The following is a 15,815-nucleotide window of genomic DNA, read 5'->3' as shown; positions in this document are numbered from 1 at the left end:
GGCGGCCTCTGAAGCGCCGCTCCCTTTCAGACCCGGGCCGCGAGTCGGGCCAGCAGCCGGGCATGGCTGCGGGCACCGGCATGGAGGCAGGTCAGCTCGAACTTCTCGTTCGGGCTATGCACCTGGTCGTCATCCAGGCCGAAGCCCATGAGCAGGCTGTCCAGCCCGAGGATCCGCTTGAAGCTCTCCACCACCGGAATCGAGCCGCCGCCGCCCGTCAGCACGGGCGGCTTGCCGAATTCATCCTCCAGCGCCGCCCTGGCCGCCGCCAGATAGGGCGAGTCGGTCGGTATCGACAGGCCGGGGGTGCTCGCGAAGCTCCGCAGTTCGAAGCTGGCATCGGCGGGGATGCGCGCCTGCACGAACTGCCGGATACCCTCCAGGATCTTCTCCGGGTCCTGCCCCGGCACAAGACGGCAGGAGAGCTTGGCATGCCCCTCGCAGGCGATGACCGTTTTGGAGCCCTCCCCCATGTAGCCGCCCCAGATCCCGTTGATATCGGCGGTGGGGCGGGCCCAGAGCCGTTCCAGGGCACCGCGCCCCTTCTCGCCACCCGGCACGGAAAGGCCGTTCTGGCCCAGGAAGGCGGCCTCGTCGAAGTTCAGCGCCTCCCATTCGGCGCGCTGGTTGGCGCCGGGCTCGATCACGCCGTCATAGAAGCCGGGAATCTTGATGCGGCCGTTCTCGTCCTTCAGGTCGCCCAGCACGCGGGTCAGGATGTTCAGGGCGTTGCCGGCCGAATTGCCGTAGAGGCCGGAATGCAGATCCCGGCTGCCGACCCGCAGGTCGATCTGCGTATAGACCATGCCGCGCAGGCTGACGGTCAGGGCCGGCGCGCCCGGCGCCCACATATTCGTGTCGCTGACCACGATGACGTCGGCGGCCAGCAGATCCTTCTCGGCCTTCAGCACGGCGTCGAGGTTGGGGCTGCCCACCTCTTCCTCGCCCTCCACCAGCACCGTCACCCGCACGGGCGGGCCGCCGGCCACCGCGTGCCAGGCACGCAGTGCGGAAAGCCAGGTCATGCACTGGCCCTTGTCGTCCACCGCGCCGCGCGCCACCACGCGCCGGCCGCGCGGCCCGGCGACAATCACGGGGTCGAAGGGCGGGCTGGTCCAGAGCTCCAGCGGCTCCGGCGGCTGCACGTCGTAATGGCCGTAGATCAACACATGCGGCGCATTCGGGCCGGGACCGGGATGGGTGGCCATCACGACAGGGTGCGTCGGCGTCTCACGCAGCCCGACGGAGAAGCCCAGGGCTTCGAGCTGGCTGCCGATCCAGGTCGCGGCGCTGCGACAATCCGGCGCATGGGCCGGCTGGGCGCTGATGCTGGGAATACGCAGCCATTCGATGAGGCTGGCTTCCGTCTCGGCCCGCGCCGCGTCGAGCGCGGCGAGAACCTGATCGATCTGTGTATGGGTCATGGTGCGGCTGAATGTCGCGCCGTGGATGGCCAGGACGCAAGGCCATCCACGGTCCGCGCTCAGACCGCCATGGCGATTCCCAGGAAGTCGGCGGCCACCAGGCTGGCGCCACCCACCAGGGCACCGTCCACATGCGGCAGCGCCAGGATGGCCTTGGCATTGCCCGGCTTGACCGAGCCGCCATAGAGGATGCGCAGCTTGCCGCCGGCTTCGCCGAAGCGGGCCTGAAGCTCGGCGCGGATGCGGGCATGCATGGCGGCGATGTCGCCCTCGGTCGGCGTGCGGCCGGTGCCGATGGCCCAGACGGGCTCATAGGCCACCACGCCGCCGGCAGCGGCGAAGCCCTCCGGCAGGCTGCCGGCCAGTTGGCCCGCCACCACCGCCTCGGCCTCACCCGCGACACGCTGGGCTTCGCTCTCGCCCACGCAGACCACCGGGGTCAGGCCAGCGGCCAGGGCTGCCTCGGCCTTGGCCAGCACCACGGCGTCGCTTTCGCCATGGTCGGAGCGGCGCTCCGAATGGCCGAGGATGACGAAGCGGGCGCCCAGATCGGCCAACATGGGCGCGGAGACATCACCGGTATGTGCGCCCTTGGCTGCGGCATGGCAGTCCTGCGCACCGAGCGCGACGCTGCTGCCGCCCAACACCCCGGCCACGGGGGCCAGATGAACGAAGGGGGGGCACACCAGCAGATCGGCCCCGGACGCGACGCCAGAGGCAACGCCGGAGGCCAGCTCCCGCGCGGAGTCCAGGGTGCCGTGCATCTTCCAGTTGCCTGCGATCAGGGGGCGCACACCAGGGGTCATCCGGCTACCTCTTCAGGGTTAATTCGCTGATCCAAGCCGCTACCCGTGCCAGTGGCGTTTGGCAACCGTCACCCTTTTCCCTATGGTCCGGCGTACTTCTCTATTTTCGCGGGACACAATGCTCACTGCGCTGCGCCGCCTCGCCGGCACCTGGCTCGCCAAGGCCCTCTTCCTGCTGCTGATCCTCTCCTTCGGCATCTGGGGAATTGAGGATGTCGTGCGGAACTTCGGCACCGACCACGCGGTCGCCCGGGTCAATGGCGACCCCGTGGAACTGCCGGAGGCGCAAACGGCCACCCGGCGGGAAATCGCGCGCATCCAGCGCCAGCTGGGCAGCGGCTTCGACATCACGCCGCAGATCTCCGAGGGCGTGGCGCGCCGCGCCGTCGAAAGCCTGATCATGGACCGCGTGCAGCGCCAGGAAGCCGCGCGTCTGGGCGTCGTGGCGCCGGACCAGGCGCTGCAGGAGTATGTCTGGAGCATCCCTGCCTTCCATGGTTCAGATGGCCGGTTCAGCCGTGCGCTGCTGGATAACTTCCTGCGCAACAACGGCCTGACGGAGCCTGAATTCCTCGCCCTGCTGCAGGCCGACCTGCAGCGCCAGCAGATGATCGGCGCCGTTCGCTCCGGTGCCGCCGGCCCGGATGCCATGACCAAGCCCTTGCTGAAGTGGCAGCAGGAGCGCCGCGTCGCCGATGTCGTCACGCTGCCCCTGGCCGATGCCAGGGAACCCGCGGCCCCGGATGAGGCGCAGCTGCGCCGCTACCACGAAAATAATCCCGACCGCTTCTCGGCCCCCGAATACCGCCGCCTCGTGCTGGCCACCCTCTCGCCCGCCGTCGTCGCCAGCGAGATCCAGCCGACCGAGGAGGAACTTCATGCCGCTTTCGAGGCCCGCCGCGCCCAGTTCGAGACGCCCGAGCGCCGGGAGATCGAGCAGGCGGTGATGCCGAGCCGTGAGGCCGCCGAGGCCATCGCCCGGCAGTGGCGCGACGGGGCGAGCTTCGCCTCCATCGAGGAGGCCGCGCAGGCCGCGGGCGGCCAGGCCATCAACCTCGGCAGCCTGGACCGCGCGGCGCTGCCGGTACCGGCGCTGGCGGATGCCGCCTTCAGCCTGCCCGCCGATGGGGTCAGCGAGCCCGTGCAGACGGCATTCGGCTGGCATGTGCTGAAGGTCACGGGCATCGAGCCGGGCCATGCCCGCAGTTTCGATGAGGTGCGCCCGGAGCTGACCGCCGAGCTGGTCCGGGAAAAGGCCGCCGACCTGGCCTATGAGCGCGCCAACGAGGTCGAGGATGCCCTGGGCGGCGGCGCGACGCTCGAGGAAGCTGCCCAGCGTTTCGGCCTTCCTCTGTCCAGGCTGACCATCGATTCGCGCGGCCTGACCCAGGACGGCACGCCGGCGGACCTGCATCTGAGCAGCGCCGGCCGCGATGCGGCGCTGCAGGCCATCTTCGCCGCCGAGCCTGGCCAGGCGCCACGCCTCGCCGAGGCCGGGCAATCCGGCCTCTTCGCCTTCGAGCTGCAGGAAGTCATCCCCGCCACCCTGAAGGCCTTCGAGGCAGTCGAGCCGGAGGTTCGCGCCGCCTGGATGCAGGATGCCCGTCGCCGCAGCCAGGAGGAGCGCGCCGCCGCGCTGCTGAGCGCCGTGAAGGGCGGCAAGAGCCTGCCGGAAGCGGCTCGCGAGGCCGGGCTGGAAGCCCGCCGTGTCGGCCCCTTCCCGCGCCAGCCGGATGCGCAGGGCGATGGCCGCAACAGTCCCCCGCCCGAGTTGCTGGAGCGGCTTTTCACCGTGCCGTCCAATGACGCGACCATGGCCGAAACTGCCGATGGCTTCGCCATCGGTCAGCCCATGGAGATCCTCCGCGTCGATCCCGACGCCGATCCGCTCGGCCTCGGCCGGGTCCGTACGGAAGTCGAGCAGGCGATGCTCGGCGATCTCGAGGCCCAGTATCTTGAGGCGCTGCGTCGCAGTGCCGACGTCACTCTCAACCCCACCATGATGGGACAGGTCACCGCCCGATGAACGCGCACCGCAACCTCGATTTCGCCACCTTCGCTGCCGGCCTCGCCGCCTGGCAGGGGCAGATGCTGTGGCGGGAGCGGGTCGCGGATCTCGACACCCCGGTCGGCACTTTCCTGAAGCTGGCGAAGGATCGCCCCAACGCCTTCCTGCTCGAAAGCGTGGAAGGCGGCGCCGCGCGCGGCCGCTATTCCGCCATCGGCCTGGCGCCGGACCTGATCTGGCGCAGCCGGGATGGCCGCGCGGAGATCAACCGTCACGCCCTCTCCGCCCCCCACGCCTTCGTGCCGGTGGAGAAGCCGGTGATGGAGAGCCTGGCCGAGCAGATCGATGCCAGCCGCCTGCCGCTTCCGGCCGGCCTGCCGCCCATCGTGGCGGGCCTCTTCGGCTATCTCGGCTACGACATGGTGCGGCATATCGAGAGCCTGCCCAGTCTGAAGCCCGACGTCATTGGCATCCCCGAGGCAGTGATGATCCGCCCGACGCTCGTCCTGGTCTTCGACCATGTGCGGGACACCATGATCATCTCCACCCCGGTCTGGGCCGACGGCACTGACCCGCAGGCGGCCTGGGACGCCGCCCAGGCACGGCTGGATGAGGCCGAGGCCGCGCTGGACCGGCCGGTGCCCCGCCCTGCCCCGCCCGCCCGGCTGCCGCCGCTGCCCGAACCTTCCTCCAACTTCACCAAGGAGGAATTCGTCTCCGTCGTGGAGCGAGCGAAGGAATACATCCGCGCCGGCGACTGCTTCCAGATCGTGCCGAGCCAGCGCTTCTCCATCCCGTTCGCGCTGCCACCCTTCGCGCTGTATCGCGCGCTGCGGCGGATCAACCCGGCGCCGTTCCTGGTGTATTTCGACTTCGGCGGCTACGCCGTGGTCGCGGCCAGCCCGGAGATCCTGGTGCGGCTGCGCGATGGCGAGGTGACGGTGCGGCCCCTGGCCGGCACCCGCCCCCGTGGCGCGACGCCCGAGCAGGACAAGGCGCTGGAGGTGGAGCTGTTGGCTGACGAAAAGGAGCGCGCCGAGCATCTGATGCTGCTCGACCTCGGCCGCAACGATGTCGGCCGGGTGTCCGAGATCGGTTCGGTGAAGGTCACGCAGAGCTTCAATGTCGAGCGCTACAGCCAGGTCATGCACATCGCCAGCGAGGTGCGCGGCAAGCTGCGGGAAGGGCTGACGGCGCTGGACGCGCTCTCGGCCGGCTTCCCCGCCGGCACCCTCTCCGGCGCGCCCAAGGTCCGGGCCATGCAGATCATCGAGGAATTGGAGCCCTCCCGCCGCGGCCTCTACGCGGGCGGCATCGGCTATTTCGGCGCTGATGGCGGGATGGATACCTGCATCGCCCTTCGCACTGCGTTGGTGAAGGATGGCGTCATGCATATCCAGGCCGGCTGCGGCGTGGTGGCGGATTCCGACCCCCTGGCGGAATACGAGGAGACGAGGGCCAAGGCGCGCGGCCTGGTACGCGCCGCAGAGGAGGCGGTGCGCTTTGCCGCTGGCGGCCAATGAACCCGGCCGCCCCCACCGCTCCCCTCAGCCGCCCGAAGGATTGCCAGCCATGATCCTGCTGATCGACAACTACGACAGCTTCACCTTCAACCTCTACCACTTCCTGGGCGATCTGGGCGCGCAGATCGAGGTGCGCCGCAACGACGCGCTGACGGTCCAGGAAGCCATGGACCTGAAGCCCGAGGCCATTCTGCTCTCCCCCGGCCCCTGCACGCCGAAGGAAGCTGGCATCTGCCTGCCGCTGATCGAGGCCGCCGCCGCCGCGCGGGTGCCGCTGATGGGCGTCTGCCTGGGCCACCAGGCCATCGGCCAGGCCTTCGGTGGCGTGGTGGAGCGCGCGCCCACCCCGATCCATGGCAAGGTCTGGGAGATGCGGCACCGGAACACCGATCTCTTCGCCGGCCTGCCCGACCCCTTCAGGGCCACCCGCTACCACTCGCTGGTAGTGCGGCGCGAGGGGTTGCCCGAGGCGCTGGAGGTCACGGCATGGACGGAGGACGGGCTGATCATGGGCCTCGCGCACCGCGATCTGCCGATCTGGGGCGTGCAGTTCCATCCCGAGAGCATCGCAAGCGAGCACGGCCACGATCTGCTGCGTAATTTCCTCACCATGGCGGGCGTCGCGCTGCCGGCACAGGCCCGGGCTGCCTGATGTCGCTGAAGCCTGTCCTGGCGCGGCTGGCGCTGGGTGAGACCCTGACCGAGGATGAGTCCGAGAAGGCCTTCGGCATCATCATGGAGGGCGAGGCCACCCCCGCCCAGATCGCCGGCCTGCTGATGGCCATGCGCGTGCGTGGCGAGACGGTGGCCGAGATGACCGGCGCCGTCCGTGCCATGCGTGCGCGCATGACCGCCATCGAGGCACCTCCCGGTGCCATCGACCTCGTCGGCACCGGTGGCGATGGCGCCGGCACGCTGAATATCTCGACCGCCGCGGCGATCGTGGTGGCGGCCTGCGGCGTGCCGGTGGCCAAGCACGGCAATAAGGCGCTCTCCTCCAGATCCGGCGCCTCGGACGTCCTGGCGGCGCTGGGCGTCAACCTCGACATGCCGATCCCGGCCCTGGCCGAGGTGCTGCGGCGCGTCGGCATGGTCTTCCTGGCGGCGCCGCGCCACCACGCGGCGCTCCGCCACGCTGCCGGCCCCCGGGTGGAGCTCGCCACGCGCACGATCTTCAACCTCCTGGGCCCGCTCAGCAGCCCTGCCCGCGTGAAGCGGCAGATGACCGGCGCCTTCGCACCGCAATGGCTGCGCCCAATGGCCGAGACCCTGGCGCGGACCGGCACCGAGCATGCCTGGCTGGTGCATGGCCAGGGCCTGGATGAACTCACCCTCGCCGGCCCCAGCAACGTGGTGGAGGTGAAGAACGGCAGCATCCGTGAATTCACCGTCACGCCCGAGGATGCCGGGCTGCCCCGCGCCCCAGCCGAGGCGCTGTTGGGCGGCAACCCCGCCGAGAACGCGGCTGCGCTGATCGCGCTTCTGCGGGGCACGCGTAACGCCTATCGTGACTGCGTCCTGCTGAATGCCGCCGCCGCCCTTATCGTCGCAGGCAAGACGGATGATCTCCCCGCGGCGGCGGGACGCGCGGCACGCGCCATCGACGATGGCGCGGCGCTGGATATGCTGGAGCGGCTGCGTGCCGCCTCCATCGCCACGACGGCTCCATGACTACCTCTTCCGCACCGAATGCCGCGCGCCCGCCCGCGCGAGAAAGAGTCCCGACCATGAATGCCCCACCCCTTCCCGACACGCTGCTGCGGATCCTGGTCGACAAGGAGGTGGAGGTGCGAACCCGCTCCGCCGCCACCCCGCTGGATGAGATGGAGCGCCGGGCGCGTGGTGCCGGCAAGCCTCGCGACTTCACCGGCGCCCTCTGCACTGCCGTCGCAGAGGGACGGATCGGCCTGATCTCCGAGATCAAGCGCGCCTCTCCGTCCGGCGGACTCATCCGCGACCCCTTCGAGCCCGCGACCATTGCCCGGGCCTACGAAGCCGCCGGCGCCTCCTGCCTCTCCGTGCTGACGGATGCCCCATACTTCCAGGGCGCGCCGGAGCATCTGATGGAGGCCCGCGCCGCCTGCGGCCTGCCGGTGCTCCGCAAGGACTTCATCATCGACCCCTGGCAGGTCTTCGAGACGCGGGCCATGGGCGGCGACTGCATCCTGCTGATCCTGGCCGCGCTCTCCGACGCACAGGCGAATGAGCTGGAGGATGTGGCGCGTACCCTGGATATGTCGGTCCTGGCCGAGGTGCATGACGAGCGGGAGCTGGAACGCGCGCTGGGCCTGAACACCCGCCTGATCGGCATCAACAACCGTGACCTGCGGACTCTGCGGACCGATCTCTCCACGACCGAACGGCTGGCACAGCTGGTACCGGCCGACCGCATCCCGGTGGCAGAGAGCGGGCTTCGCGACCCGGAGGATGTGCGGCGCATGGCGCGTGTCGGCGCCCACTGCATCCTGGTGGGCGAGCATCTGCTGCGCCAGCCTGACCTCACCGCCGCCGCCCGCGCCATGGTCGAGGCCTGAATGTCCGCCAAGGACCAGGACAGGCCGCCGGGCGGGACGGCTGGCGGCCTCACGCATTTCGATGCCGAGGGCAAGGCGGTGATGGTCGATGTCTCAGCCAAGCCCGCCACCACCCGCATCGCCGTGGCACGCGGGCGCGTCATGATGGCGCCCGCGACGCTGGAGACCATCTTGCAGGGCGGCATCGGCAAGGGGGATGTGTTGGGCGTGGCGCGGCTGGCGGGCATCATGGGCGCCAAGCGGACGGCGGACCTCATCCCTCTCTGCCACCCCCTGCCCCTGTCCTCCGTGAAGGTGGATCTGGTTCCGGTGTCGCCCGATACGGTTGAGATCGAGGCGACGGCCAAGACAACGGGACAGACGGGGGTGGAGATGGAAGCCCTGACGGCGGTCACGGTCGCGGCGCTGACGGTCTATGACATGTGCAAGGCCATCGACCGCGGCATGCGCGTGGAGGCTGTACGCCTGACGCGCAAGGAAGGCGGCAAGTCCGGGCTCTGGGAGGCTGTCTGATGCTCTCGGTCGAGGAGGCCCTTAACCGCATTCTCGGCGCTTTACAGCCCGTAGGGGCGGAGACCGTCGCCCTCTCGGAAGGCTGGGGCCGGGTGCTGGCATCTCCGGTATTGGCCCGGCTGACCCAGCCACCCGCCGATGTCTCGGCCATGGACGGCTATGCCGTACGCGCGGCGGACGCGACGGAAGGCGCGCGCCTGACCGTGATCGGCGCAGCTCCGGCCGGGCACCCCTTTGCCGGTAAAATTGGCCCGGGGCAGGCCGTGCGTATCTTTACCGGTGCCGTACTGCCTGCCGGCGCAGATGGAATTCTGCTGCAGGAGGATGCCGAGGCCAGCGGTGACGAGGTCGCGGCAAAGGAAGCCGTCCAGCCCGGCCGCTGGATCCGTCGTGCCGGGCTGGACTTCCAGCTCGGCGAGGAGCTGTTGCCCGCGGGCCGCAAGCTGACCGCGCGCGACATCGGGCTGGCGGCGGCGGCCAACCACCCCTGGCTGGGCGTTCATCGCGCGCCGCGCATCGGCATCCTGGCGACCGGCGACGAGATCTCCCTGCCCGGCGAGCCCCTGGCGCCGGGGGGCATCGTCTCTTCCAACGCCCATGCGCTGGCGGCGCTGGTGCGCTCGGCCGGCGGTGCGCCGCTGATCCTGCCCATCGCTCCCGATGATGCCCCGGCTATCGCCGCGACAGCACGGGCGGCGCGCGGCTGCGACCTGCTGGTCACCACGGGAGGCGCCAGCGTGGGCGAGCATGATCTGGTGCAGAAGGCGCTGGGCCCGGAGGGTTTCGCCCTCGATTTCTGGAAGATCGCTATGCGGCCCGGAAAGCCGCTGATCTGGGGCCGCCTGGGCGACACGCCGCTGCTGGGTCTCCCCGGCAACCCGGTTTCCAGCCTGGTCTGTGGCATCGTCTTCCTGTGGCCCGCCATCGCGGCCCTGGGCGGCCGCCCTGGCCTGTCGCCCCCGGTGCGGCGCGCCATCCTGGGAGCGCCCCTGGCCGGGAATGACCGCCGGGCCGATTATCTGCGCGCGTCGCTCTCCACCGATGCGGGAGGAGGCTGGATCGCCACGGCCTTTCCGCGCCAGGATAGCTCCATGCTCAAGACCATGGCGCGGGCGGATGCCCTGCTGCTGCGTCAGCCCCATGCACCGCCCCTGGAGGCCGGCGAGACGGTGGACGTGTTGATTTTGGCCGAGTTAGGGGTCTGAAACCCGTGAAAACCGGTTGACCCGGGCAAGAGAACTTCCGTAGAACATTTGGACAGTTTCCGGTTTGTTCGCAGGCCGGCTCCGATTCTAGGGAAGGTCTCCGCATGCTCACGCGCAAGCAGCACGAGCTGTTGATGTTCATCGACCAGCACCTGCGCGATACCGGATTCTCCCCTTCGTTCGAGGAGATGAAGGAGGCGCTGAAGCTGCGCTCCAAGTCCGGTATCCATCGCCTGATCACGGCACTGGAAGAGCGCGGCTTCCTGAAGCGGCGCGCGCACCGCGCCCGTGCCCTGGAGGTGCTGCGCCTGCCGGACAGCGTGGCGCCGCGCGCTGCCGATGCCATCTCGCGCACGACCGCGCCCAATTACCCCGCCAATGTCATTCGCGGCAATTTCGCCCCGCATCTGCATGGGGTGCAGAAGGGCGCCGCCGATGCCGCGGCGGTGCAGCTGCCGCTCTATGGCCGCATCGCAGCCGGCCAGCCGATCGAGGCGCTGCGTGACCAGGGCAGCAGCGTCGAGGTCCCGGCCGCGCTGCTCCATTCCGGCGACCACTACGCGCTGGAGGTGGCCGGCGATTCCATGACCGGCCTCGGTATACTGGATGGCGATACCGTCATCATCCGCCGGGGCGAGGTCGCGGAGAACGGCGATGTGGTGGTCGCGCTGGTGGACGACAGCGAGGTCACGCTGAAGAAGCTGCGCCGCAACCGCAATTCCATCGCTCTGGAGGCCGCCAATCCGGCTTATGAGACCCGCATCTTTGGCCCGGACCGGGTGAAGGTGCAGGGGAAACTGGTGGGGCTGCTGCGCCGCTACTGAGCGGCGGCCTTTTCCCAGGCCGGGCGCGGCGGCGGCGGCATCCAGGGCCGCTGGCCACGCCATGCCCGATCGGACAGGATGCGCGGTCCTGCCGCATCCAGCCAGATGGCCTGCGGTCCATCGCGCCAGACGGTGAAGCGGTCGACCTTGGCGGTGTCGCGGCATCTGCCACGGATCGGCTCGGGCGACAGCAGTAAGGCCGCCTTGCTGCAATACGCTGCCGCCTGGATGGGTGGCGGTGTCTCCTTCCGGCGTGTCTTTTCAGGACGCAGCAGCATGGCGGCAGGCCCCTCCGGCGCAGGTTGGAAGCGGCAGGCTGTCGGAGTGCAATCCAGTGCGCCATCCGCCGTGCGCCCTTCCATGGGAACTGGAACCGCTTCCTCCTCCGCCCAGCTACGCAGCCAGCTTTCTCGCACCAGACTGGAAGCACCAGTGGCACGTTGCAGGTAGACCGCCTCTGACGTTCGGAAGGCGATCAGCCGTGCATCGGATGAGACGAGGATATCCGGCGGGGCCGCCCACCCCGCGGAGAGGCTGCCGGCCAGAAGCATCGGCAGCCCCAGCAGGCGCCAGGACCCTCGCCAGAGGCAGAGCCACAGCATCCCGAGGCTGGTCAGCGCCAGCCCCCAGGCCGGAATGGGCCTGGCCAGCAGCGCGGCGCCGGGCCAGCCGGCGACGGCGTGGGCCACACGCAGAATACCCTCCACCCCCCAGCCCATGGGGGCCAGAGCCCAACTCTCCAGCCCCAGCGGCATCAGGACCATGGCTGCCATGCCCGCCGGCATGACCAGGATGGAGGTCAGCGGCACCGCGATACCATTGGCGATCACGCCATAGAGCTGCAGCCGGCCGAAGTGGTGCAGCCCGTAGGGCGTGGTTGCCAGCCCGGCCAGCAGCGACGTCATCACCAGCCCGATGAGTATCAGGCCCGGCTTGCGCCACCATTCCTTCCCTGACCGCCATCGGGCCATCCAAGGTCCAGCCCCCTCGTTCGCGGCGATCAGCACCAGGACCGCGGCGAAGCTCATCTGAAAGGAGGGGCCCATCACCGCATGGGGCTGCATCAGCATCACGGCGGTCGCGGCGACGGCCAGGGTCCGAAGCGACAAGGCCCGGCGCCCCAGCAGGATTCCCAGCGTTACCAGCGCCGCCATGGCGAAGCTGCGGAGCATCGGCACCTGCGCGCCAGTCATCAACACGTAGCAGAGCCCGACGACGAGGCTGGCCGGCCCCGCCACCACCTTGCCGTCGCAGCGCAGGGCGAGCCATGGCGACAGCGCCAGCAGAAAGCGCACGAGCCCGAAGCTCAGTCCCATCACGATGGCGATGTGCAAACCGGAGACGGAGAGCAGATGCGCCAGCCCGGAATCGCGCATCGCCACCATATCGTCTTCAGGGATAGCGGTTTGCGATCCGGTCAGCAGCGCCGCCGCGACGGCCCCCGCGCCACCGGGGACCTGACGCGCGATCCTGCCCTCCACCAGGCCGCGCAACCGGGCGAATGGCGAGGCGGGCAAAGGGTCCCCCAGCCGTTCAGCCATGCCGATGGCGAAGCCGGAGCCTCCCAGCCCCTGAAGGAAGGCATTGCGCTGGAAGTCCCAGGCACCGGGGAAGGCGGGCATGGCAGGCTCCCGCACCAGGGCCCTCACCCGCAGACGATCACCCGGAACGGGTAGAAGTGGGTCGTTCTTGCGAAGGCGGAGGCGGATGGAGCGTTCCAGCTCCGGACCTTCGGCGGCGAGGCGCGGCCCGGTCAGGGTCACCCGCAGGCCTTCTGGAAGCCTGTCCACGCTCCCGACCACGCCTTCGGCGATCACGGCTTTGGAGGGCAGGTCCAGACGGGGCGGCAGGCGCTGCACATGCCATGAGGCGATACCGAAGCCCAAAGCGCCCATGCCCAGCATGGCGACGGCCCAGGCTGCCAGTGGCCAGCGGCGCACCAGTGAAAGCGCGGAGGCCAGCAGCGGCAGCGCCAGCCACAGGGCGGGAAAGTCGGGCTCATGGCGCAGGCTGAAATAAGCCAGGATGCCGATCCCCATGGCGACCGGCAGCCAAAGCGGCAACCTCTGCCATTCCGGCGCCAGCGCTTCGGACAAGGTATGGAGCAGGCGCGCTATCGTAGCGGATGGAAGGGGGCGGATGGCCTCGCGCATCCGGTTCCAGAAGCCTGGGGCCGGCGCCACGCTTGAAGCGATCAAAACACGCACGGCATCTCAACCTCCACGCGCACTCTACAGCGGGAATGCGGCGTGGTAGAAGCGGTAACTCCTAGGAAATCTCGCGAGCCAGGGCGTAATCGTCTGGCTTCAAGGAACTTGGCCGAGCCCCATGACAGTCCGCACCCGCTTCGCCCCCTCCCCGACCGGGTATCTGCACATCGGAGGCGCGCGCACCGCCCTCTTCAACTACCTTTTTGCCCGCCATCACGGCGGCCAGTACCTGCTGCGGATCGAGGATACCGATAAGGCCCGCAGCACGAAGGAAGCGGTGGACCAGATCCTCGAGAGCCTGGACTGGCTCGGCCTCTCCCCCGACGAACCTGCGGTGATGCAGAGTGCACGGGAGGCGCGCCATGCCGAGGTGGCGCGGGGGCTGCTAGCGACAGGCAAGGCCTACCAGTGCTTCTGCACCCCGGAAGAGCTGACGGAGATGCGGGAGAAGGCCGCCGCCGAAGGGCGCCCGCCGCGCTATGACGGCCGCTGGCGTGACCGCGACCCGGCCGAGGCGCCGGCCGGCGTAAAGCCCGTCATCCGCATCAAGGCCCCGCGCGATGGCGAGACGGTGATCCACGACCTGGTGCAGGGCGAGGTGCGGGTCAGGAACAGCGAACTGGATGACATGATCATCCTGCGTTCGGACGGGACGCCGACCTATCTGCATGCGGTGGTCGTGGATGACCATGACATGGCCATCACCCATGTCATCCGTGGCGATGACCACCTGACGAACACCTTCCGCCAGGTGATGATCTACGATGCCATGGGTTGGACGCGGCCGCATTTCGCGCATATCCCGCTGATCCATGGCGCCGATGGAGCCAAGCTGTCCAAGCGCCACGGCGCGGTGGGCGCTCTGGAGTTCCGTGACCAGGGCTTCCTGCCGGAAGCCGTCTGCAATTACCTGCTGCGTCTGGGCTGGGGCCATGGCGACGAGGAATTCGTCCCCCGCGACCGCGCCATCGAGCTTTTCGAACTGAAGGATGTCGGCCGCGCCGCCAGCCGGATGGACTATGCCAAGCTGACGCATCTGAACGCGCAGTACTTGCGCCAGAAGGACGCCGATGCCGTCACCGGCGATGTGCTGGCCATTCTGCGGGGCCGTGGCGCGGTCTTGCCGGAAGGCGCGGTCACCACGATCCGCGCGCTGATGCCGGATATCCAGCCGCGTGCCCGCACGCTGGTGGAAGCCGCGGATATGTGCGGCTTCGCCATCGCCACTATCCCGCTGAACTTTGAGCCCAAGGCCGCCGCCCAGCTGACGCCCGAGGCCAAGGAGCGGCTGCGCGACCTGGCGGATTTCCTGGAGGAAGCGCCCTGGGAGCGGGCCGACCTCGACAAGTGGCTGCGCGACTATGCCGAGGTAAAGAGCCTGAAGCTCGGCGCCGTGGCCCAGCCGTTGCGCGCCGCGCTGACCGGCAGCACGCAATCCCCGCCGATTGATGCCGTGCTCTTCGCCCTCGGCAAGGGCGAGGCCCTCGCACGCATCCGCGCCGCCGCCTGACGCAAAAGGACCGCCTTCATGGACGAAACGCTGCTCGCCTCCCTGCGCGAGATGCAACCCGAGCTGGCGGCGATCCGCCAGGACATCCATGCCCATCCCGAGATCGGGATGGAGGAGGAGCGGACCTCCGCCCTGGTTGCCGCCAAGCTGCGGGAATACGGGCTGCAGGTGGAGGAGGGCATCGGCAAGTATGGCGTGGTGGCCACGCTGAAGGGCCGCCTGCCGGGCCAGCGCGCCATCGGCCTTCGGGCCGATATGGATGCGCTGCTGATCAACGAGGCGACGGGCCTGCCCTATGCCTCAAGGCACCAGGGCAAGATGCATGCCTGCGGCCATGACGGCCATACCACCATGCTGCTGGGCGCGGCGAAATACCTGGCCCGGCATCCGGATTTCGGCGGCACCGTGCATTTCATCTTCCAGCCGGCCGAGGAAGGCCGTGGCGGCGCCGTCGCCATGCTGGAGGACGGCCTCTTCGACCGTTTCCCGGTCGATGCCGTCTATGGCCTGCACAACGATCCGGGCCTGCCGCTTGGCACCTTCTCCACCCGCGTCGGGCCGGCCCTGGCGGCCAGCGACCGCTGGTTCGTCACCTTCCGCGGCACGGGCGGGCATGGTGGCGCCGCGCCGCATCTCTCCACCGACGTCACGGTGGTCCAGGCGCAATTCATCATGGCGCTACAGACCATCGTCAGCCGGAATGTGGCCGCGGTGGATGCGGCGGTGATCAGCGTGGGCGCTGTCGCGGGCGGGTCCTTCGGCTCGGTCAATGTGATGCCGTCGGAAATCCGTATTGGCGGCACCTCGCGCAGCTATGTGCCTGCCGTGCGGGACCTGATGGAGAAGCGGCTCGCGGAACTGGCGCATAGCGTCGCCGCCAGCTTCGGCTGCACGGCGGAACCGGAATACCTGCGCGGCACTACTGCCCTGGTGAACCATGCCGAGCAGACCGGCATCGCCCTGGCCGCCGCCGGCGCCTTGGTGGGCAACGGCCGCGTGGATCCGAACGCCCCTCAGACCACCGGTGGCGAGGATTTCGCCCATATGCTGGAGGCCCGCCCCGGCGCCTTCATGTTCATGGGTCAGGGTGCCGGCGGCGCGACCTCGGAAGGGCTGCACACGCCCACCTACAACTTCAACGACGACGCCATTCCCTTCGGCGCCGGTTATTGGGTGAGCCTGGTGCGGCAGGAGATGGGCGCGGCGGCCTGAGGTCCGCCTTCACCGCCTGTTAATCCGGGGCCTCTATCCTCTCCGC

13 protein-coding genes are annotated in these 15,815 nt (G+C 69.4%); 10 read left to right on the top strand and 3 right to left on the bottom strand.

The genetic code is table 11. The features are described 5' to 3' along the window. Window positions 1-26: 26 nt before the first annotated feature. Complete coding sequence (locus IAI58_RS10460; protein ID WP_207445976.1) at window positions 27-1,424, bottom strand: dipeptidase; 1,398 nt, start codon at window positions 1,422-1,424, stop codon at window positions 27-29. Between the two features lie 59 nt (window positions 1,425-1,483). Then, window positions 1,484-2,218: a triose-phosphate isomerase gene (gene tpiA / locus IAI58_RS10455; protein ID WP_207446094.1), complete on the bottom strand. Its 735-nt coding sequence runs from the start codon at window positions 2,216-2,218 to the stop codon at window positions 1,484-1,486. A 130-nt stretch (window positions 2,219-2,348) separates the two neighbouring features. On the opposite strand from tpiA, the gene IAI58_RS10450 reads away from it, so the two are divergent. The 8 genes from IAI58_RS10450 to lexA all read left to right on the top strand — a co-directional run bounded on the left by IAI58_RS10450 (window position 2,349) and on the right by lexA (window position 10,837). Further along, entirely contained in the window at window positions 2,349-4,256 is a 1,908-nt protein-coding gene (locus IAI58_RS10450) for a peptidylprolyl isomerase (RefSeq protein ID WP_207445975.1), read from the top strand. After that, on the top strand, window positions 4,253-5,761 hold the full coding sequence (gene trpE / locus IAI58_RS10445) for an anthranilate synthase component I (protein ID WP_207445974.1): 1,509 nt from the start codon (window positions 4,253-4,255) through the stop codon (window positions 5,759-5,761). Before IAI58_RS10450 ends, trpE begins: the two co-directional genes overlap by 4 nt. A gap of 49 nt (window positions 5,762-5,810) precedes the next feature. Then, complete coding sequence (locus IAI58_RS10440) at window positions 5,811-6,413, top strand: anthranilate synthase component II (RefSeq protein WP_208775927.1); 603 nt, start codon at window positions 5,811-5,813, stop codon at window positions 6,411-6,413. After that, on the top strand, window positions 6,413-7,432 hold the full coding sequence (trpD, locus tag IAI58_RS10435; protein WP_207445972.1) for an anthranilate phosphoribosyltransferase: 1,020 nt from the start codon (window positions 6,413-6,415) through the stop codon (window positions 7,430-7,432). The genes IAI58_RS10440 and trpD overlap by 1 nt, the downstream gene beginning before the upstream one ends. Window positions 7,433-7,488: 56 nt before the next feature. Beyond that, entirely contained in the window at window positions 7,489-8,295 is an 807-nt protein-coding gene (trpC, locus tag IAI58_RS10430) for an indole-3-glycerol phosphate synthase TrpC (protein ID WP_207445971.1), read from the top strand. Then, on the top strand, window positions 8,296-8,808 hold the full coding sequence (gene moaC / locus IAI58_RS10425) for a cyclic pyranopterin monophosphate synthase MoaC (RefSeq protein WP_207445970.1): 513 nt from the start codon (window positions 8,296-8,298) through the stop codon (window positions 8,806-8,808). Next, a complete protein-coding gene (locus tag IAI58_RS10420; RefSeq protein WP_207445969.1) occupies window positions 8,808-10,013 on the top strand; it encodes a molybdopterin molybdotransferase MoeA in 1,206 nt (401 codons plus the stop codon). Before moaC ends, IAI58_RS10420 begins: the two co-directional genes overlap by 1 nt. A 104-nt stretch (window positions 10,014-10,117) precedes the next feature. After that, on the top strand, window positions 10,118-10,837 hold the full coding sequence (gene lexA / locus IAI58_RS10415) for a transcriptional repressor LexA (RefSeq protein ID WP_207445968.1): 720 nt from the start codon (window positions 10,118-10,120) through the stop codon (window positions 10,835-10,837). Here the strand turns inward: lexA and IAI58_RS10410 are convergent. After that, window positions 10,831-12,900 carry a ComEC/Rec2 family competence protein gene (locus IAI58_RS10410; RefSeq protein ID WP_237182300.1) on the bottom strand — a complete coding sequence of 690 codons (2,070 nt, stop codon included), beginning with the start codon at window positions 12,898-12,900 and terminating at the stop codon, window positions 10,831-10,833. The two genes, lexA and IAI58_RS10410, sit on opposite strands and share 7 nt — an antisense overlap. A 265-nt stretch (window positions 12,901-13,165) precedes the next feature. Between IAI58_RS10410 and gltX the strand changes: the two genes are divergently transcribed. Together gltX and IAI58_RS10400 are read left to right on the top strand one after the other, a co-directional pair. Beyond that, window positions 13,166-14,557 carry a glutamate--tRNA ligase gene (gene gltX / locus IAI58_RS10405; RefSeq protein WP_207445967.1) on the top strand — a complete coding sequence of 464 codons (1,392 nt, stop codon included), beginning with the start codon at window positions 13,166-13,168 and terminating at the stop codon, window positions 14,555-14,557. An 18-nt stretch (window positions 14,558-14,575) separates the two neighbouring features. Then, window positions 14,576-15,769, top strand: a complete 1,194-nt coding sequence (locus tag IAI58_RS10400; protein ID WP_207445966.1) for a M20 aminoacylase family protein — start codon at window positions 14,576-14,578, stop codon at window positions 15,767-15,769. The last annotated feature ends 46 nt before the right edge of the window (window positions 15,770-15,815 follow it).

The organism is Roseomonas marmotae (assembly GCF_017654485.1).
GTDB lineage: Bacteria > Pseudomonadota > Alphaproteobacteria > Acetobacterales > Acetobacteraceae > Pseudoroseomonas > Pseudoroseomonas marmotae.
The sequence above is the reverse complement of the archived record's forward strand: the minus strand, read 5'-3'. Positions and strand labels throughout refer to the sequence as shown.